The following is an 18,309-nucleotide window of genomic DNA, read 5'->3' on the forward strand; positions in this document are numbered from 1 at the left end:
CGCCTCGACTCGCGCTAAACTGCGCGGGTTTTTAGCCCCCCCATTCAACCGGAGCCGTCCATGTCCCGCGTTACCCTGAGTCGCTATTTGATTGAGCAGACCCGCAGCAACAACACTCCTGCCGATCTGCGCTTCCTGATCGAAGTGGTGGCGCGTGCCTGCAAGGAGATCAGCCACGCCGTGTCCAAGGGCGCCCTGGGCGGTGTTCTGGGCAGCATGGGCACTGAAAACGTCCAAGGCGAAGTGCAGAAGAAACTCGACGTGATCTCCAACGAGATCCTGCTCGAAGCCAACGAATGGGGTGGTCACCTGGCCGGCATGGCGTCCGAGGAAATGGACAACGCCTACCAGATCCCGGGCAAGTACCCGAAAGGCGCGTACCTGCTGGTGTTCGACCCACTGGACGGCTCGTCGAACATCGACATCAACGCGCCGGTCGGCACCATCTTCTCGGTGCTGCGTTGCCCAAGCGAATACCTGAGCCAGAACGAAGCCCTGAACGAAAAGGCCTTCCTGCAGCCAGGCACCCAGCAAGTGGCCGCCGGCTACGCCATCTACGGCCCGCAGACCATGCTGGTGCTGACCCTGGGCGACGGCGTCAAAGGCTTCACCCTGGACCGTGAAATGGGCAGCTTCGTGCTGACTCACGAAGACATCAAGATCCCGGAGTCCACCCAGGAATTCGCGATCAACATGTCCAACCAGCGTCATTGGGAAGCGCCGGTACAACGCTACGTTGGCGAATTGCTGGCGGGTGAAGAAGGTCCGCTGAAAAAGAACTACAACATGCGCTGGGTCGCCGCGATGGTGGCCGACGTGCACCGCATCCTGACCCGTGGCGGTCTGTTCATGTACCCGCGCGACAGCCGCGAGCCGTCGAAGCCGGGCAAGCTGCGCCTGATGTACGAAGCCAACCCGATGTCGTTCCTGGTCGAGCAGGCCGGTGGCGCGTCCACCAACGGCCATCAGCGCATCCTCGACATTCAGCCTGAAGGCCTGCACCAGCGTTGTGCGGTGTTCCTCGGTTCGAAAGAAGAAGTGGCTCGCGCCACGGCCTACCACCAGGAGTAAGCCATGACCGCGCCCTGGCAGCCGTTGCTCGACTGGTGGTTCGGAACGTCCGGATCAGCGAAGGAAGTGGCGGCACAGAAGGGCAAGTTGTGGTTCGGCAAGCGTGACAGCCAGGACCTCGAAGCGCGCGAGCGTTTCGGGGAATGGGTGGAGCAGGCACTGGCCGGCGGATTGACCGACTGGGCGCAACGCCCCGAAGGTTGGCTGGCCCTGGTGCTGTTGCTCGATCAACTGCCGCGCATGCTCTTTCGCGACTGCGCCAAGGCCTTTTCCGGTGACAGCAGGGCCCAGGCCCTGGTGGCGCAAGGCATTGCCGCCGATTTCGACCGGCAATTGCAGCCGATCCAGCGGGTGTTCATCTATCTGGTGCTCGAGCACTGCGAACACCTGGCGGTGCAAAACGAATGCATCTCGCGCTACATCGACCTGCTGCAGCAACAGCCGGAAGATGATCGGGCGCTGTTTGCCGATTATCTCGACTACGCAGAAAAGCATCAGAAGGTGATCGCGCAGTTTGGACGGTTTCCCCATCGCAATGCGGTGTTGGGGCGCGAATCTACGGCTGAGGAGTTGGTGTTTCTGGCGAAGCCGGGTTCTCGTTTCTAGGTGTTTGCAGCAACCGCTTCATCAGCAGTGTCGGCAGGTCTTTTCGCGTATCAGCGATGATGTGGACATAGACACTCTGCCCCCGAACCTCATAGATAACCCGGTTCATTCCTGAGAGAACTTGCCTGTACTGGCAAAGATTGAGTCTCTCGATCTCTGGCGGAATCGATCCTGAAAGAGGCTGCGTCCCCAAGTCGCGGATAGCTGTTTTGAGGCTGGCGTAAGTGGTTTGCCAGGTCTGGGGCGAGAACTGTTTGACTATGTAAGCGCGTAGTTCTTTCAAATCAATCTCAGCGGTCTGAAGAATGACGACCTTCAAACTCATTGATGATCGGCCTTATCCAGATCAGCGAAAACTTCTTCAGCGTCACGAAACCTGCCTTCTTCAATTTCGCGATTTCCCAAGGCCAGGAGTTTGAGCAAAGCCATTGTGGCTTCTTGCTCTTCAAAACTTTTCACATCCATCACCACCAGCTTCGCTTCACCGTTTTGGGTGATAACCAAAGGCTCGCGGCTTTCTGTGAGGGTTTTGACGATCTCGGCGGTGTGGCTTTTCAGGTAGCTGATGGGCTTGATTTGAGATGACAGCTTCATGGCAGGCAGCCTCGCCAGATTGAATAGGACTGAGTTTAGTCTTAATTAAGACTAGCGTCATTGGGGGCCTGATCAGTGGCCTTGAGGCTGGGCCCGCTCGCGACAGGCCCGCAAGTGCGCCTTAGATTCTGAAGCTCCCCACCAGATGCTTCAGCCGCGCCGCCTGTTGTTCAAGGTCGGCGCAGGCGCGCAGGGTGGCCTGCAGGTTCTCCACACCTTCCTGGTTCAGCGTGTTGATCTCGTTGATGTCGACGTTGATCGATTCAACCACGGCGGTCTGTTCTTCGGTCGCGGTGGCCACGGACTGGTTCATGCCGTCGATTTCGCCGATGCGCTGGGTCACGCTGCTCAGGCGTTCGCCGGCCTGGTTGGCGATGCCGACGCTGCTTTCGCTCTGGCGCTGGCTGTCGGTCATGGTGCTCACGGCTTCGCGGGCGCCGACCTGCAGTTCCTCGATCATCTTCTGCACTTGCTGCGCCGAATCCTGGGTGCGGTGCGCGAGGTTGCGCACTTCGTCGGCGACCACGGCAAAACCGCGCCCGGCTTCGCCGGCTCGGGCTGCTTCGATGGCGGCGTTCAACGCCAGCAGGTTGGTCTGCTGGGAGATGCTGGTGATCACTTCCAGAATCTGTCCGATGTTGACGGTGTTGCTGTTGAGCGTCTCGATGTTGCCGCAGGAATCGCTGATCTTCGCCGACAGCTGATGCATGGCCGTGATGGTTTTATCCACCGTCTGCTGACCGTCTTCGGCCAGGGCCCGGGCATCGCTCGAATGCTGCGAAGCGAGGGCGGCATTCTGGGCAATTTCCTGGGCGGCGGCGCCGAGCTGGTTGATTGCTGCGGCGACGCTGCTGGTGCGCGAGGCCTGCTGGTCGGAGTTGAACATCGACGAATTGGAGGCCGCCACCACGCGCAGCGCCACTTCGTTGACCTGGCCGGTGGCCGAGGACACTTCGCGGATCGAGGTGTGGATACGTTCGACGAATCGGTTGAACGACAGCCCCAGTGCGCCGAATTCGTCATGGCCGTGGATCGTCAGGCGTTTGGTCAGGTCGCCTTCACCTTCGGCGATGTCATGCATGGCGCGGCCCATGGTCAGCAGCGGCTGCATCAGGAAGCTGATCAGCAGGCCCAGCAAGGTGATGATGATCACCACCGCAATCACCATGGCGACGATCGCCGAGGTGCGGAACTCGCTGAGCATGGCGAACGCCGTGTCCTGGTCCAGTACCAGCGCCACGTACCAGTCGGCCGAGGGCACGCCGTTGACGTGGGTGAAGGAGATGAACTGGCGCTTGCCATCGATTTCCACCTCTTTCATGCCCGGGCTGACTTTCGGAGTGTCGTTCGGGTAAGCCTCGGCCAGGCTCTTGAGCACCAGTTTGCTGTCGGGGTGAATCAGGATTTTGCCGTCGGCGCCGACGATGAAGGCATGACCGTGACCGCCGAAGTTCAGCGAGTTGATGATCGCGCTGACGCTCGAGAGGTCGATGTCGGCCCCGGCGACACCGATCATCTGGCCCTGACGCTGCACCGGGGTGGCGATGGTGATGACCAGCTTGCCGGACGAGGCGGCGATGTAGGGTTCGGTGACGATGGTCTGTTGCGCACTGTTGGCCGCCTTGTACCAGCCACGGGCGCGCGGATCGTAATCCGCAGCGCGGTTACCCGCCGGGACCGAGAACATCACGCCATCGGTGCCGCCGAAGTAGCTCAGTTGAAAATTACCGGTGTAGGCGGGCAGGTCGATCACCCGTTTCAGGCTGCTCAGGGCGCTGCCATCGGCCGAGATCTGCTGCGACATCGATTGCAGCAGATGAATGCGGCTTTCCAGCCAGGTCTGGATGTTGCTGGTGGTCAGACTGCCGAGTTCCTGCATCGATGATTCGGTGCTGCTGCGCAGGGTCTGGCGCTGTTGGTAGTCGTTGAACAGGATGAAGCAGGCAAATGCAACGGCCACCACGAGGGCGGCAGCCAACAAGATTTTGTGGCTGAACTTCATGTTTCTGGTCATTAAATGAACTACCGCGAAAGAACTAGTCAAGAAGGGCGCCAATTTGCCATAACAGAGGGCTTTGCGCTGCTTTTTTGTCGACTGGGCGGCGCCAAAGATTAGGCGCATTTGGCCAAAGCCGACGAAATGCACAACAGCGCAGGAAAGTGGCTGATTTTTCGGCAAAAGGCAGACGAGCGGCCCAACAAATAGGCGGCCGGTCAGGGAACCCGAAGGGGGTTTTTACTTCTAAGCTTCTGCTTGGCAGTTTGCCATTCCCCCTTCGCTCCAGGAGTTTCACCATGTCGCTGCGATTCGTCGCCCTGCTTTCGTTCTGCGTGTTGTTGGTCGCGTGTGGCAAGGTCAATCAGGAAAACTACTCCAAGCTGTCGGCGGGCATGGCCAAGGCCGAGGTTGAAGCCTTGCTCGGCAAACCCACCGACTGTTCGGGTGCGCTTGGCTTGTCCAGCTGTACCTGGGGCGACAAGAACAGCTTTATCAGCGTGCAGTACGCCGGTGACAAAGTGATGATGTTTTCTGGCCAAGGCCTGAAGTAATCCGGGGCGTCATGCCCACGGGAGAAAAACAATGAAGCAGTTACTGATCCTCCTTTTGGCCGGCCTGGTTTTGGCCGGCTGCGCTACTTCCGGCGAAGATCCGTTGGCGCCGAAAACCGTCAACAGCGTCAATCTGAAGAAGTATCAAGGGACCTGGTACGAGTTGGCGCGTTTGCCGATGTATTTCCAGCGCAACTGTGCGCAGTCCGAAGCGCATTACACCCTCAAGCCCGACGGCAACATCCTGGTGCTCAATCGCTGCCTCACTGCGGATTGGCAATGGGAAGAAGCCAAGGGCACGGCGTATCCACAGGTGCCCGGCAAGACCGACAAGTTGTGGGTCGAGTTCGATACCTGGTTTTCGCGGCTGCTTCCGGGCGTAGCGAAGGGCGAGTATTGGGTGTTGTTCGTCAGCGACGACTACAAGACTGCCATTGTCGGCGATCCGAGCCGCCGTTACCTGTGGCTGCTGTCGCGCACTCCGACGGTCAATGGCGTCGTGCGTGAAGAGCTGCTGAGCAAGGCCCGCCAGCAGGGTTACGACACCACGCGGTTGATCTGGCGTGCGACCGATACGCAGATGGCCAAGACGTCGAACTGATCGCCTGTAACCCTGTGGGAGCGAGCCTGCTCGCGATGATCTGTCTGTGACACCTGTGTTGTCTGACATTCCATCGCGAGCAGGCTCGCTCCCACCGTTTCATTTCGGGTCAGCCCAGCAGATCGCGCAGGACCTGGGTAAACGCCCGGCTGCTTTGCTCTTCCCCCGCATGGCGGCCATCGCGCACGACCCACTGGCCATTGACCAATACATCACGCACCTGGCGATCGCCGCCGGCGAACAACCAGCGGTTCAGGATTCCGTCACCACTGGCCGTCGCCAGGTACGGGTCATTGCCATCGAGCACCAGCCAGTCCGCCCGCTTGCCCACTTCCAGAGCACCGATCGGCTGACCCAGCGCCTCGGCGCCGCCGTCCAGCGCCGCGTCGTAGAGCGTGCGACCGACCATCGGTTGATCCGCGCCGTACAGCCGGTTACGCCGTTGATCGCGCAGGCGCTGGCCGTATTCCAGCCAGCGCAACTCCTCCACCACACTCAGCGACACATGGCTGTCGGAGCCGATGCCCATGCGGCCGCCCTGGGCGAGGAAGTCCACCGCCGGGAATATCCCGTCGCCGAGGTTGGCTTCGGTGGTCAGGCACAGGCCGGCGATGGCGCGACTGCCGGCCATCAGCGCGACTTCTTCAGGGTTGGCGTGGGTCGCATGCACCAGGCACCAGCGTTGATCGACTTCGACGTTTTCATAGAGCCATTGCAGCGGACGGCGGCCGCTCCAGCTCAGGCAGTCGTCGACTTCCTTCTGCTGTTCGGCAATGTGAATGTGCACCGGGCATTGCCGGTCGCCGGCGGCCAGCACTTCGCTGATCTGTTGCGGGGTGACCGCGCGCAACGAGTGGAAACACAGGCCCAGCGACTGCGCTTTCTGCCGGGCCAGCAGCGGTTGCAGGCGTGCTTGCAGCTTCAGGTAGTTGTCTGTGCTGTTGATGAAGCGGCGCTGGCCGTCGTTCGGTGTCTGGCCACCGAAACCCGAGTGGCTGTAGAGCACCGGCAGCAAGGTCAGGCCGATACCGGCGTCGCTCGCGGCCTGGCTGATGCGCAGCGCCAGTTCGGCCGGGTCGGCGTAGGGTTGGCCGCTGGTGTCGTGGTGCACGTAATGAAACTCGGCGACCGAGGTGTACCCGGCCTTGAGCATTTCGATGTACAGCTGGCGGGCAATGACGCCGAGTTGTTCCGGACTGATTTTTCCGACGAGGCGATACATCAGGTCGCGCCAGGTCCAGAAACTGTCGTTCGGGTTCCCCGCCACTTCCGCCAGCCCGGCCATGGCGCGCTGGAACGCGTGGGAGTGCAGGTTCGGCATCCCCGGCAGCAACGGGCCGCTTAGCCGCTCGGCGCCATCTGCATGGGAATCGGCCTGGATATGGGTCAGGACGCCGTCGGCGCTGACCTCAAGACGTACATTGTTGGCCCATCCACTAGGCAGCAGCGCGCGTTCGGCAAAGAAGGCGGACATGGTTCAGCACCCCATCGTGTGTTATTTGTATATACATATACAGACGTTTGCCTGCCCGGTAAACTCCGGCAAGCTAGCAACCTTTACTAAATGAACAGGGATTAACCGTGCCGACTCCGCCTGCAGTCTCACCGTTGGCCGCGAACATGGGCGACAGTCCGGCGCCCTTGTACGCTCGCGTCAAACAAATGATCACCCAGCAGATCGACAGTGGAAACTGGCCGCCGCACTACCGTGTGCCGTCGGAAAGCGAGCTGGTCAGCCAGCTCGGTTTCAGCCGCATGACGATCAACCGCGCGTTGCGCGAGATGACCGCCGACGGCCTGTTGGTGCGCATGCAGGGCGTCGGCACCTTCGTCGCCGAGCCGAAAAGCCAGTCCGCCCTGTTTGAAGTGCACAACATCGCCGATGAAATCGCCTCCCGTGGCCATCGTCACACCTGCACGGTCATCACCCTTGAAGAAGAGGCGGCCGGTTCCGAACGTGCCCTGGCGCTGGACATGCGTGAAGGGCAGAAGGTCTTTCACTCGCTGATCGTGCATTACGAGAACGATATTCCGGTACAAATCGAGGACCGCTTCGTCAACGCACTGGTGGCCCCGGATTACCTCAAGCAGGATTTCACCCTGCAAACCCCGTACGCCTACTTGAACCAGGTCGCGCCACTGACCGAAGGCGAGCACGTGGTCGAAGCGATCCTGGCCGAGGCGTCGGAGTGCAAGTTGTTGCAGATCGAAAAGGGCGAGCCTTGCCTGCTGATCCGTCGTCGCACCTGGTCCGGCCGCCAGCCGGTGACTGCCGCCCGTCTGATCCACCCCGGTTCCCGTCATCGTCTGGAAGGTCGGTTTCATAAATAGAGAGCCACACATGAGCAGCTTCAACGTTCTACGCGCCAGGGATTACCCGCGCATGCCGTGGAAAAACGGCGGCGGCAGCACCGAAGAAATCACCCGCGACGTCGGCATTGGCCTGGACGGGTTTGGCTGGCGCCTGTCGATTGCCGACATTGGTGAGTCGGGCGGCTTTTCCACGTTCGCCGGTTACGAGCGGATCATCACCGTGTTGCAGGGTGACGGCATGACCTTGTCGGTCGATGGCCAGGTCACTCGGCCGCTGCTACCCGTCGAGCCATTTGCATTCAGCGGCGAAAGCCGCGTGTCCTGCACGTTGCTGGGTGGACCGATCCGCGACTTCAACCTGATCTATGCGCCAACGCGTTACCGCGCGCGGTTGCAGTGGCTGGACGGCGAACAACGGTTCTTCAGCGACGCCGGGACGGTCCTGGTGTTCAGTGTCAGCGATGCGCTTGAGGTGAAGGTCGGTAACACCGCTGCGCAATTGGGTCGCCATGATTGCCTGCAATTCGACGGTAACAGCGGGTTGCTGGACATCTCCAGCAATGGCGCCTGCTGTGTGATCGAGCTGACGGCGCGCTGATCTCCTGCCCCGCGTATCGGCAGGAGCGACCCTGCTCGCTCCTGCATGAAAAATCGTTTCCCTGGGCGCACCAACTTGTTACCTAACGCCCCAGCGTGGCGCAAAACCACGCTCACGTAACATCTCTCGCCTCGTTCAGATCTTCCCCGTAAAAAATTTCATCTACGCCAGAACCCTTGATTCAGGCGCTCTTCAGCTGTTTCAGCATTTTTCCTGAATGCCCATTCAACAAGTTGGCCGCTTGATTGCATATGCTTGTATGTACAAGTAAAGACGTATGCGTATGAGTCGACCTGAACTCCCCGCAACGTCCACCTGATTCGCTTGTGACGCAACGACGCGCACAGGCTGGCTTACCCACCGCCAGGGTTGGTTTGGATTGATCGCTGAGGAGTCTTTTTCGTGACTGACAATACCCGCACCACTGCCTCTGTAACAAAGCGCCGTGACGTTGAAATCCGCGCTGCCCGCGGCAACAAGCTGACCGCCAAGAGCTGGCTGACCGAAGCGCCGTTGCGCATGCTGATGAACAACCTCGACCCGGAAGTCGCCGAGAACCCGAAAGAGCTGGTGGTCTACGGTGGTATCGGCCGCGCGGCCCGTAACTGGGAGTGCTACGACAAGATCGTCGAAAGCCTGACCAACCTGAATGACGACGAGACCCTGCTGGTGCAATCCGGCAAGCCGGTCGGCGTGTTCAAGACCCACAGCAACGCCCCGCGCGTACTGATCGCCAACTCCAACCTGGTGCCACACTGGGCCACCTGGGAGCACTTCAACGAGCTCGACGCCAAAGGCCTGGCCATGTACGGCCAGATGACCGCCGGCAGCTGGATCTACATCGGCAGCCAGGGCATCGTCCAGGGCACTTACGAAACCTTCGTCGAAGCCGGTCGCCAACACTACAACGACAACCTCACCGGCAAGTGGGTCCTGACCGCAGGCCTGGGCGGCATGGGCGGTGCCCAGCCGCTGGCCGCGACCCTGGCCGGTGCCTGCTCGCTGAACATCGAATGCCAGCAGATCAGCATCGATTTCCGCCTGAAAACCCGCTACGTCGACGAGCAGGCCAAAGACCTCGACGACGCACTGGCCCGCATCGCCAAATACACCGCCGAAGGCAAGGCGATCTCCATCGCGCTGTGCGGCAATGCCGCTGAAATCCTCCCTGAACTGGTGCGTCGCGGTGTGCGCCCGGACATGGTCACCGACCAGACCAGCGCCCACGACCCGCTCAACGGCTACCTGCCTGCCGGCTGGACCTGGGACGAATATCGCGCTCGCGCCAAGACCGAGCCCGCCGCGGTGGTCAAGGCCGCCAAGCAATCGATGGCCGTGCACGTCAAAGCCATGCTGGACTTCCAGAAAATGGGTGTGCCGACCTTCGACTACGGCAACAACATCCGTCAGATGGCTCAGGAAGAAGGCGTGGAAAACGCATTCGACTTCCCAGGCTTCGTGCCGGCCTACATCCGTCCGCTGTTCTGCCGTGGCATCGGCCCGTTCCGTTGGGCTGCACTGTCCGGCGATCCGCAAGACATCTACAAGACCGACGCCAAGGTCAAGGAACTGATCCCGGACGACGCCCACCTGCACAACTGGCTGGACATGGCGCGCGAGCGCATCAGCTTCCAGGGCCTGCCGGCGCGTATCTGCTGGGTCGGCCTGGGTCTGCGCGCCAAGCTCGGCCTGGCGTTCAACGAAATGGTGCGCAGCGGCGAGTTGTCGGCACCGATCGTCATCGGTCGCGACCACCTGGACTCCGGTTCGGTATCGAGCCCGAACCGCGAAACCGAATCGATGCAGGACGGTTCCGACGCCGTGTCCGACTGGCCGCTGCTCAACGCCCTGCTCAACACCGCGAGCGGCGCGACCTGGGTCTCCCTGCATCACGGTGGCGGCGTCGGTATGGGCTTCTCCCAGCATTCGGGCATGGTGATTGTCTGCGACGGTACTGACGAAGCGGCCGAGCGTATCGCTCGCGTCCTGCACAACGACCCGGCCACCGGTGTCATGCGTCACGCCGATGCCGGTTACCAGATCGCCATCGACTGCGCCAAGGAACAAGGGCTGAACCTGCCGATGATTACCGGCAAGTAACAGGCAATTGATGAGCGCCCTATGTGGGAGCAAGCCTGCTCGCGATGATGGCGGCACATTCAGCTTGATTGTTGACTGACAGCCCCCTGTCGCGAACAGGCTCGCTCCCACAGAAACCGGACTCTACCCAGAACAATCCACAGAGGTTGAACCATGGCTGTCAATGATGAGCGTGCAGGCAACAAACCGTTGATCGAGAAGCGCTCGATCGACTACATCCCGGAAGCGGAAAGACACGGCCGTCTGATCAGCCAGTTCACCCTGTGGATGGGTGCCAACCTGCAAATCACCGCGATTGTCACCGGGGCGTTGGCCGTGGTGCTCGGCGGCGACGTGTTCTGGTCGTTGATCGGTTTGTTGATCGGTCAACTGCTCGGCGGCGGGGTCATGGCGTTGCACGCGGCGCAGGGGCCCAAGCTGGGCTTGCCGCAGATGATCTCCAGCCGGGTCCAGTTCGGCGTCTACGGCGCGGCCATCCCGATCGTGCTGGTGTGCCTGATGTACCTGGGCTTCACCGCAACCGGCACCGTGCTTTCCGGCCAGGCCCTTGGTCAGTTGTTCGGTGTCAGCGACACCGTCGGTATCCTCATCTTCGCCAGCGTCATCGTGCTGGTCACGGTGCTGGGATACCGGGTGATCCATTTCATCGGCCGTGTCGCCAGCATCGTTGGGGTGATTGCCTTCGTTTACCTGTTCAGTCGCCTGATGAGCCAGACCGATATTGGCGCATTGCTGCAAATCCGCCACTTCAGCTGGAGCAGTTTCCTGCTGGCGGTCTCGCTCGCGGCGTCCTGGCAGATCGCGTTCGGCCCCTATGTGGCCGACTATTCGCGCTACCTGCCGAGCCAGACGTCCTCGGTGAAAACCTTTTTCGCTGCGGGCGCAGGTTCCGTGATTGGCGCACAGGTGGCGATGATCCTCGGCGTGTTTGCCGCGGCCATGGCCAACGGGCAATTCGCCGGCCACGAAGTGGCCTACATCGTCGGGTTTGCCGGCAGTGGTGCCACCGCTGCGCTGCTGTACTTCAGCATCGCCTTCGGCAAGGTCACCATTTCCACGCTTAACTCGTACGGCAGCTTCATGTGCATCGCGACCGTCATCAGCGGTTTTCGTGGCCACTTGCAGGTGTCGCGCCTGCAGCGTCTGGTGTTCGTGCTGGCGATCGTCGGTACGGCGACCCTGATCGCGTTGCTCGGCCAGCATTCGTTCCTCGGTGCGTTCAAGTCGTTCATCCTGTTCCTGCTGGCGTTCTTTACACCCTGGAGCGCGATCAACCTGGTGGACTACTACTGCATCACCCGCGAACGCTATGACGTCCCGGCGCTGGCGGATCCCAATGGTCGTTACGGCCGCTGGAACATGCTCGGTATCAGCATCTACGTGTTCGGCGTGCTGGTGCAGTTGCCGTTCATCGCCACCAAGTTCTATACCGGTCCGCTGGTCGAGGCGCTGGGCGGTGTGGACATTTCCTGGATTATCGGTCTGGTGCTTCCGGCTGCGCTGTACTACGTGTGCGCGAAAAAATGGCACGGTGCAGTACCCGATCGACTGATTTTGCCGCAGGACAACGTTGTACAACCTAAAACAAGCGGAAATGGTCGCGCTGCGGCGCAGGCCTGATTGGACGTGGACAGGGCTGGATGCCTCTTGACTGCCGTAAGCCAATTCATGATTAGGAGCGTCACAACAATGAAATCGAACAAGACCCTGCTGACCACATTGCTTTCCATGGGCCTGCTGGCCAGCGCCGGCGCCACCCAGGCAGCCGGTTGGTGCGAATCGGGCAAACCGGTGAAGTTCGCCGGCCTGAACTGGGAAAGCGGCATGCTGCTGACCGATGTCCTGCAGGTGGTGCTGGAGAAAGGTTACGACTGCAAGACCGACAGCCTGCCGGGCAACTCCATCACCATGGAAAACGCCCTGAGCAGCAACGACATCCAGGTGTTTGCCGAGGAGTGGGTCGGCCGCAGCGAGGTCTGGAACAAGGCCGAGAAGGCCGGCAAGGTGGTAGGCGTCGGTGCGCCGATCGTGGGGGCGATCGAAGGCTGGTATGTGCCGCGCTACGTGATCGAGGGCGACGCCAAGCGCAAACTGGAAGCCAAGGCGCCGGACCTGAAGAACATCGCCGATCTGGCCAAGTACTCCGCCGTGTTCAAGGATGCCGAGGAGCCGTCCAAAGGCCGTTTCTACAACTGCCCGGCCGGCTGGACCTGTGAACTCGACAACAGCGAAATGCTGAAAAGCTACGGCCTGGAAAACAGCTACACCAACTTCCGCCCAGGCACCGGCCCGGCACTGGATGCCGCCGTGTTGTCGAGCTACAAGCGTGGCGAGCCGATCCTGTTCTACTACTGGTCGCCAACGCCGTTGATGGGCCAGGTCGATGTCGTGAAGCTCGAAGAAAAACCAGGCGTGGATAAAACCGTGACCATCAAGGTCGGCCTTTCCAAGACTTTCCACGAGGAAGCGCCGGAACTGGTGGCCGTGCTGGAAAAGGTCAACCTGCCGATCGACCTGCTGAACCAGAACCTGGGTCGCATGGCGAAGGAACGTATCGAGTCGCCAAAACTGGCGAAAATCTTCCTCAAGGAACATCCTGAAGTCTGGCACCAATGGGTGAGCGAAGACGCAGCCAAGAAAATCGACGCTGCGCTTTGAAAACTACTGCGCTCAGCAATACTGCGTTGAAAGCAGACTCGAAATGCTCATTGACTAAAGTCAACTCCGCTTTCTTGCCTGCTTTCGCCTTGTCTTGCCTTCGCTCGCTACGTTTTCAAACAGCTTGTTTATAAGGGCAAAGCTTTACAGCACTGCTTTGTGGTGCTGCGAAGCCCTTGATTGAGAGTCTCTTATGTTTCCCGAAAGCTTTACCTTTTCCATCGCCGACTGGGTCAACGGTTGGGTCGATTCGCTGGTCACCAACTACGGCGACGTGTTCCGGCACATCTCCGACACCCTGTTGTGGGCCATCGTCAATCTTGAAGGGTTGCTGCGTGCGGCGCCCTGGTGGCTGATGCTGGCCATCGTCGCCGGCGTGGCCTGGCACGCGACCCGCAAGGTGGTGACCACGGCGGTGATCGTCGGCCTGCTGTTCCTGGTGGGGGCGGTCGGCCTCTGGGACAAGCTGATGCAAACCCTGGCACTGATGCTGGTGGCGACGGTCATTTCGGTGCTGATCGGTGTGCCCCTGGGCATTCTGTCTGCGCGCAGCAATCGCCTGCGTTCGGTGCTGATGCCGCTGCTGGACATCATGCAGACCATGCCGAGCTTCGTGTACCTGATTCCGGTGCTGATGCTGTTCGGCCTGGGCAAGGTTCCGGCGATTTTCGCCACCGTGATCTACGCCGCGCCGCCGCTGATCCGCCTGACCGACCTGGGCATCCGTCAGGTCGATGGGGAAGTGATGGAAGCGATCAATGCCTTCGGCGCCAACCGCTGGCAGCAACTGTTCGGCGTGCAACTGCCGCTGGCCCTGCCCAGCATCATGGCCGGGATCAACCAGACCACCATGATGGCCCTGTCGATGGTGGTGATCGCCTCGATGATCGGTGCCCGTGGCCTGGGCGAAGACGTGCTGGTCGGGATTCAGACCCTCAACGTCGGGCGTGGCCTGGAAGCGGGCCTGGCGATCGTGATTCTGGCCGTGGTGATCGACCGCATTACGCAGGCGTATGGTCGCGCCCGGCATGAGGTGAGCAAATGAACAACGCAAGCGTAAGCAAGATCGAAGTCAAGAACGTCTTCAAGATTTTCGGCAACCGTGCCAAGGACGCGCTGGGCCTGATCGGCCAGGGCAAGACCAAGGATCAGGTGCTGGCCGAGACCGGCTGTGTGGTCGGTGTGAACGACCTGTCGCTGAGCATCGGCAGCGGCGAGATCTTCGTCATCATGGGTCTCTCGGGCTCCGGCAAATCCACCCTGGTGCGCCACTTCAACCGCCTGATCGACCCCACCAGCGGCGCGATCCTGGTGGACGGCGAGGACATCCTGCAATACGACATGGACGCCCTGCGCGAATTCCGCCGGCGCAAGATCAGCATGGTGTTCCAGAGCTTCGGCCTGCTGCCGCACAAGACTGTGGTCGACAACGTCGCCTACGGCCTGAAAGTGCGCGGTGAAAGCAAGCAGATGTGCACCGAACGCGCGCTGCACTGGATCAACACCGTGGGCCTCAAAGGCTACGAAAACAAATACCCGCATCAGCTTTCCGGCGGCATGCGTCAGCGTGTGGGCCTGGCCCGTGCATTGGCGGCGGACACCGACATCATTCTGATGGACGAGGCCTTCAGCGCCCTCGATCCGCTGATCCGTGCAGAGATGCAGGACCAGTTGCTGGAGCTGCAAAAGACCCTGCACAAGACCATCGTGTTCATCACTCATGACCTCGACGAGGCCGTGCGCATCGGCAACCGTATCGCGATCCTCAAGGACGGCCGCCTGATTCAGGTCGGCACGCCGCGCGAGATCCTGCATTCGCCGGCCGATGAGTATGTCGACCGGTTTGTGCAGCGGCGGGCGGCGGTGGTTTAAGAATTTGCAGTGCTTTTATTGGCCCCATCGCGAGCAGGCTCGCTCCCACAGGGGGCAGCGTGCGCAGGCCCATTGTGGGAGCGAGCCCGCTCGCGATGGGGCCAGTGAAGCTGCATCAATATTGGCTAGAGGTAAAAGATGTCCCAGGCTGAAAAAGTCGTAATCGCCGACGCTCCATTGCGTTGGCAGGATGTGGTTGCGGTCGCCCGTCACGGCGCGCCGCTTGAACTGTCGGCCAAGGCCTGGGCGCGCATCGAGAATGCCCAGGCGATCGTCCAGCGCATCGTCGCCAGCGGCGAACGGGCCTATGGCGTCAACACGGGCCTGGGCGCGCTGTGCAATGTGTCGCTGGCTGATGAACAACTCAGCCAGCTGTCACGCAATACCTTGCTCAGCCATGCCTGTGGCGTCGGCGCCCCGCTGGCCGATGAACAGACCCGCGCCATCATGTGCGCCGCCATTCGCAATTACAGCCAGGGTAAATCCGGCATTCACCGCCAGGTGGTCGAAGCGCTGCTGGCCTTGCTCAACCGTGGCATCACGCCGCAAGTGCCGTCCCAGGGCTCGGTGGGTTACCTGACCCACATGGCGCACATCGGCATCGCGCTGTTGGGCGTCGGCAATGTCAGCTATCGCGGACGGATCGTTTCGGCACAGCAGGCGCTGTCCGAAGAGGGGCTGCTACCGGTTCGACTGGGCGCCAAGGACGGCCTGTGCCTGGTCAACGGCACGCCGTGCATGACCGGCCTCAGCTGCCTGGCCATTGCCGACGCCACGCGCCTGCTGCAATGGGCCGATGTGATCGGCGCCATGAGCTTCGAGGCCCAGCGCGGCCAGATCGCGGCGTTCGATGCCGAGATCATCGCGCTCAAGCCGCATCCCGGCATGCAGCAGGTGGGTCTCAATCTGCGGGCGCTGCTGGACGGCAGCGAAGTGATCGCGTCGAGCAAAGGCATCCGCACCCAGGACGCGCTGAGCATCCGTTCCATCCCGCAGGTCCATGGCGCGGCGCGGGATCAGCTGGCGCACGCGATGCTACAGATCGAAACCGAACTCAACGGCTGCACCGACAACCCCTTGCTGCTGGGTACTCCGGACAATTTCCGGATCATGTCCCAGGCCAACCCGCACGGTCAGTCGGTGGCCATGGCCGCTGATCTGCTGGCCATCGCCATGGCGGAGATCGGCTCGATCGCCGAGCGACGCCTCGACCGTCTGATCAACCCGCACGTCAGCGGCCTGCCGGCGTTCCTGGTGGCCAACCCGGGGGTGAATTCCGGGATGATGATCGTGCAATACGTCGCCGCTTCGCTGTGTGCGGAAAATCGTCAATTGGCGCAACCGGCCGTGCTCGACAACTACGTCACTTCCGGCTTGCAGGAAGACCATCTGAGCATGGGCACCAACGCCGCGCTGAAGCTGCATCGGGCCCTGGAAAACTGCACGCAGATCCTCGCCATCGAATACCTGCTGGCCGCCCAGGCCTTTGAGTTCCTCAAGGCCCAGCGCTTTGGCGCCGGCACCGATGCGGCCTGGCGTCTGCTGCGCGAGCGCGTCCCGGCCTACGATCAGGACCGCTGGCTGGCGCCGGACATCGCCGCCGCCGCGAGCGTCCTGAAAGATTCGAAGCTGCTGCACGACGCCTTACCGAATTTGCACTGACCACTACCCATACCAGCGTGCCAAGGCGTGGATCGCTCAAAAGGCGAGAAACGACGGATAACGGAATGCTCCGGAGCGACTGGTAGTTAATAACAATGTCCCAAAAGGAGCATTTTAATGACTGCACTGAACCTGATTCCCGGCCAGCTGAGCCTGGCCCAACTGCGCGACGTCTATCAGCACCCGGTCACGCTGACCCTCGACAGCAGCGCCTCGGGACAGATCGAAGCCAGCGTCGCCTGCGTGGAGCAGATCCTCGCCGAGAACCGCACCGCCTACGGCATCAACACTGGTTTCGGCCTGCTGGCTTCGACCCGCATTGCCAGCGAAGACCTGGAAAACCTGCAGCGTTCGCTGGTGCTGTCCCACGCTGCCGGTGTCGGTGAGCCGATCAGCGACGCCTTGGTGCGCCTGATCATGGTGCTCAAGGTCAACAGCCTGAGCCGTGGTTTCTCCGGCATTCGCCGGGTCGTGATCGACGCGCTCATCGCGCTGATCAACGCCGAGGTGTACCCGCATATCCCGTTGAAAGGTTCGGTCGGTGCCTCCGGCGACCTCGCGCCATTGGCGCACATGTCGCTGGTGCTGCTGGGTGAGGGCAAGGCGCGCTACAAGGGCGAATGGTTGCCCGCGACCGAAGCACTGAAAGTCGTCGGCCTGGCCCCGCTGACCCTGGCGGCGAAAGAGGGCCTGGCGTTGCTCAACGGCACCCAGGTGTCCACCGCCTACGCATTGCGCGGCCTGTTCGAAGGCGAAGACCTGTTCGCCGGTGCCCTGGCGTTGGGCGCGTTGACCGTCGAAGCGGTCCTTGGCTCGCGTTCGCCCTTCGATGCGCGGATCCATGCCGCCCGTGGCCAGAAAGGCCAGATCGACGCCGCCGCCGCTTACCGTGATCTGCTCGGCGAGCGCAGTGAAGTCTCCGACTCCCACGAGAACTGCGAAAAGGTCCAGGATCCGTACTCCCTGCGTTGCCAGCCACAGGTCATGGGTGCCTGCCTGACCCAGTTCCGGCAGGCTGCCGAGGTGCTCGCGGTCGAAGCCAACGCCGTCTCCGACAACCCCTTGGTGTTCGCTGCCGAGGGTGACGTGATTTCCGGCGGTAACTTCCACGCCGAACCGGTGGCCATGGCCGCCGACAACATGGCGTTGGCCATCGCTGAAATCGGCTCGCTGAGTGAGCGGCGCATCTCCTTGATGATGGACAAGCACATGTCGCAACTGCCGCCGTTCCTGGTGGCCAATGGTGGCGTGAACTCCGGTTTCATGATTGCCCAGGTCACCGCTGCGGCCCTCGCCAGCGAAAACAAGGCGCTGTCCCATCCGCATTCGGTGGACAGCCTGCCGACCTCGGCCAACCAGGAAGACCACGTGTCCATGGCCCCGGCGGCCGGCAAGCGCCTGTGGGAAATGGCCGAGAACACCCGTGGCATCCTCGCGGTGGAATGGCTGGCGGCAGCCCAGGGCCTGGACCTGCGCAACGGCCTGAAGACCTCGCCGACGCTGGAAAAGGCGCGCGCCATCCTGCGCAACGAAGTGCCGTTCTACGAGAAGGACCGCTTCTTCGCGCCGGACATCAATGCGGCGACTGAACTGCTGGCATCGGGGTGCCTGACCGAGCTGGTAACGGCGCAGTTACTGCCGAGCCTGTGATGGCCCCATCGTCGGAACGCCGCCCGGAGCAGGC

At 61.4% G+C, this 18,309-nt stretch carries 17 protein-coding genes and 1 pseudogene; 13 read left to right on the top strand and 5 right to left on the bottom strand.

Annotated elements, in window-relative coordinates; translation table 11 throughout:
• The first annotated feature begins 60 nt into the window (after window positions 1-60).
• Together IB249_RS20590 and IB249_RS20595 are read left to right on the top strand one after the other, a co-directional pair.
• Window positions 61-1,071: a class 1 fructose-bisphosphatase gene (locus IB249_RS20590; protein ID WP_192307548.1), complete on the top strand. Its 1,011-nt coding sequence runs from the start codon at window positions 61-63 to the stop codon at window positions 1,069-1,071.
• Between the two features lie 3 nt (window positions 1,072-1,074).
• Window positions 1,075-1,677, top strand: a complete 603-nt coding sequence (locus IB249_RS20595; RefSeq protein WP_192307549.1) for a DUF924 family protein — start codon at window positions 1,075-1,077, stop codon at window positions 1,675-1,677.
• Here IB249_RS20595 and IB249_RS20600 read toward each other — a convergent pair.
• From IB249_RS20600 to IB249_RS30235, 4 genes and pseudogenes are all read right to left on the bottom strand, one after another.
• Window positions 1,628-2,002: a type II toxin-antitoxin system RelE/ParE family toxin gene (locus IB249_RS20600; RefSeq protein WP_192307550.1), complete on the bottom strand. Its 375-nt coding sequence runs from the start codon at window positions 2,000-2,002 to the stop codon at window positions 1,628-1,630. The genes IB249_RS20595 and IB249_RS20600 overlap by 50 nt on opposite strands.
• On the bottom strand, window positions 1,999-2,271 hold the full coding sequence (locus IB249_RS20605) for a type II toxin-antitoxin system Phd/YefM family antitoxin (RefSeq protein WP_192307551.1): 273 nt from the start codon (window positions 2,269-2,271) through the stop codon (window positions 1,999-2,001). The genes IB249_RS20600 and IB249_RS20605 overlap by 4 nt, the downstream gene beginning before the upstream one ends.
• A 121-nt stretch (window positions 2,272-2,392) precedes the next feature.
• Window positions 2,393-3,157, bottom strand: a complete 765-nt coding sequence (locus IB249_RS30230) for a methyl-accepting chemotaxis protein (protein ID WP_412548016.1) — start codon at window positions 3,155-3,157, stop codon at window positions 2,393-2,395.
• Window positions 3,158-3,250: 93 nt separating this feature from the next.
• Window positions 3,251-4,393, bottom strand: a pseudogene (locus IB249_RS30235) (cache domain-containing protein); the annotation flags it as partial.
• 173 nt (window positions 4,394-4,566) lie between these two features.
• On the opposite strand from IB249_RS30235, the gene IB249_RS20615 reads away from it, so the two are divergent.
• On the top strand, window positions 4,567-4,821 hold the full coding sequence (locus IB249_RS20615; RefSeq protein ID WP_192307553.1) for a hypothetical protein: 255 nt from the start codon (window positions 4,567-4,569) through the stop codon (window positions 4,819-4,821).
• A gap of 31 nt (window positions 4,822-4,852) precedes the next feature.
• On the top strand, window positions 4,853-5,422 hold the full coding sequence (locus IB249_RS20620) for a lipocalin family protein (protein WP_192307554.1): 570 nt from the start codon (window positions 4,853-4,855) through the stop codon (window positions 5,420-5,422).
• Between the two features lie 109 nt (window positions 5,423-5,531).
• On the opposite strand, the gene IB249_RS20625 is transcribed toward IB249_RS20620, so the two are convergent.
• Window positions 5,532-6,896 (bottom strand): formimidoylglutamate deiminase, encoded by a 1,365-nt coding sequence (locus IB249_RS20625; RefSeq protein WP_192307555.1) that lies wholly within the window; start codon window positions 6,894-6,896, stop codon window positions 5,532-5,534.
• A 146-nt stretch (window positions 6,897-7,042) separates the two neighbouring features.
• On the opposite strand from IB249_RS20625, the gene hutC reads away from it, so the two are divergent.
• From hutC to hutH (IB249_RS20670), 9 genes are all read left to right on the top strand, one after another.
• Window positions 7,043-7,753: a histidine utilization repressor gene (gene hutC / locus IB249_RS20630; protein WP_192307849.1), complete on the top strand. Its 711-nt coding sequence runs from the start codon at window positions 7,043-7,045 to the stop codon at window positions 7,751-7,753.
• 10 nt (window positions 7,754-7,763) lie between these two features.
• Window positions 7,764-8,333, top strand: coding sequence for a HutD family protein (locus tag IB249_RS20635; RefSeq protein ID WP_192307556.1), 570 nt, complete (start codon window positions 7,764-7,766; stop codon window positions 8,331-8,333).
• 402 nt (window positions 8,334-8,735) lie between these two features.
• Window positions 8,736-10,433 (top strand): urocanate hydratase, encoded by a 1,698-nt coding sequence (gene hutU / locus IB249_RS20640; protein WP_192307557.1) that lies wholly within the window; start codon window positions 8,736-8,738, stop codon window positions 10,431-10,433.
• A gap of 153 nt (window positions 10,434-10,586) precedes the next feature.
• Window positions 10,587-12,053 (top strand): purine-cytosine permease family protein, encoded by a 1,467-nt coding sequence (locus IB249_RS20645; protein ID WP_192307558.1) that lies wholly within the window; start codon window positions 10,587-10,589, stop codon window positions 12,051-12,053.
• Window positions 12,054-12,122: 69 nt separating this feature from the next.
• Window positions 12,123-13,091: an ABC transporter substrate-binding protein gene (locus IB249_RS20650; RefSeq protein ID WP_192307559.1), complete on the top strand. Its 969-nt coding sequence runs from the start codon at window positions 12,123-12,125 to the stop codon at window positions 13,089-13,091.
• 193 nt (window positions 13,092-13,284) lie between these two features.
• The gene (locus IB249_RS20655; protein WP_192307560.1) at window positions 13,285-14,136 is read left to right on the top strand and encodes an ABC transporter permease; all 852 of its coding nucleotides are present in this window, start codon (window positions 13,285-13,287) and stop codon (window positions 14,134-14,136) included.
• Entirely contained in the window at window positions 14,133-14,963 is an 831-nt protein-coding gene (locus tag IB249_RS20660) for a quaternary amine ABC transporter ATP-binding protein (protein ID WP_192307561.1), read from the top strand. Before IB249_RS20655 ends, IB249_RS20660 begins: the two co-directional genes overlap by 4 nt.
• A 138-nt stretch (window positions 14,964-15,101) precedes the next feature.
• Window positions 15,102-16,625: a histidine ammonia-lyase gene (gene hutH / locus IB249_RS20665; RefSeq protein WP_192307562.1), complete on the top strand. Its 1,524-nt coding sequence runs from the start codon at window positions 15,102-15,104 to the stop codon at window positions 16,623-16,625.
• A 117-nt stretch (window positions 16,626-16,742) separates the two neighbouring features.
• Window positions 16,743-18,275: a histidine ammonia-lyase gene (hutH, locus tag IB249_RS20670; protein WP_192307563.1), complete on the top strand. Its 1,533-nt coding sequence runs from the start codon at window positions 16,743-16,745 to the stop codon at window positions 18,273-18,275.
• The last annotated feature ends 34 nt before the right edge of the window (window positions 18,276-18,309 follow it).

It is taken from the genome of Pseudomonas sp. PDM04, from assembly GCF_014851765.1.
In the GTDB taxonomy this organism is placed as follows: domain Bacteria; phylum Pseudomonadota; class Gammaproteobacteria; order Pseudomonadales; family Pseudomonadaceae; genus Aquipseudomonas.

What these genes read in the sequence shown, in the direction of transcription:
- IB249_RS20590 (WP_192307548.1), top strand. Translation starts at nt 61, where the DNA reads ATGTCCCGCGTTACCCTGAGTCGCTATTTGATTGAGCAGACCCGCAGC.
- IB249_RS20595 (WP_192307549.1), top strand. Translation starts at nt 1,075, where the DNA reads ATGACCGCGCCCTGGCAGCCGTTGCTCGACTGGTGGTTCGGAACGTCC.
- IB249_RS20600 (WP_192307550.1), bottom strand. Translation starts at nt 2,002, where the DNA reads ATGAGTTTGAAGGTCGTCATTCTTCAGACCGCTGAGATTGATTTGAAA.
- IB249_RS20605 (WP_192307551.1), bottom strand. Translation starts at nt 2,271, where the DNA reads ATGAAGCTGTCATCTCAAATCAAGCCCATCAGCTACCTGAAAAGCCAC.
- IB249_RS30230 (WP_412548016.1), bottom strand. Translation starts at nt 3,157, where the DNA reads ATGTTCAACTCCGACCAGCAGGCCTCGCGCACCAGCAGCGTCGCCGCA.
- IB249_RS20615 (WP_192307553.1), top strand. Translation starts at nt 4,567, where the DNA reads ATGTCGCTGCGATTCGTCGCCCTGCTTTCGTTCTGCGTGTTGTTGGTC.
- IB249_RS20620 (WP_192307554.1), top strand. Translation starts at nt 4,853, where the DNA reads ATGAAGCAGTTACTGATCCTCCTTTTGGCCGGCCTGGTTTTGGCCGGC.
- IB249_RS20625 (WP_192307555.1), bottom strand. Translation starts at nt 6,896, where the DNA reads ATGTCCGCCTTCTTTGCCGAACGCGCGCTGCTGCCTAGTGGATGGGCC.
- hutC (WP_192307849.1), top strand. Translation starts at nt 7,043, where the DNA reads ATGGGCGACAGTCCGGCGCCCTTGTACGCTCGCGTCAAACAAATGATC.
- IB249_RS20635 (WP_192307556.1), top strand. Translation starts at nt 7,764, where the DNA reads ATGAGCAGCTTCAACGTTCTACGCGCCAGGGATTACCCGCGCATGCCG.
- IB249_RS20645 (WP_192307558.1), top strand. Translation starts at nt 10,587, where the DNA reads ATGGCTGTCAATGATGAGCGTGCAGGCAACAAACCGTTGATCGAGAAG.
- IB249_RS20650 (WP_192307559.1), top strand. Translation starts at nt 12,123, where the DNA reads ATGAAATCGAACAAGACCCTGCTGACCACATTGCTTTCCATGGGCCTG.
- IB249_RS20655 (WP_192307560.1), top strand. Translation starts at nt 13,285, where the DNA reads ATGTTTCCCGAAAGCTTTACCTTTTCCATCGCCGACTGGGTCAACGGT.
- IB249_RS20660 (WP_192307561.1), top strand. Translation starts at nt 14,133, where the DNA reads ATGAACAACGCAAGCGTAAGCAAGATCGAAGTCAAGAACGTCTTCAAG.
- hutH (WP_192307562.1), top strand. Translation starts at nt 15,102, where the DNA reads ATGTCCCAGGCTGAAAAAGTCGTAATCGCCGACGCTCCATTGCGTTGG.
- hutH (WP_192307563.1), top strand. Translation starts at nt 16,743, where the DNA reads ATGACTGCACTGAACCTGATTCCCGGCCAGCTGAGCCTGGCCCAACTG.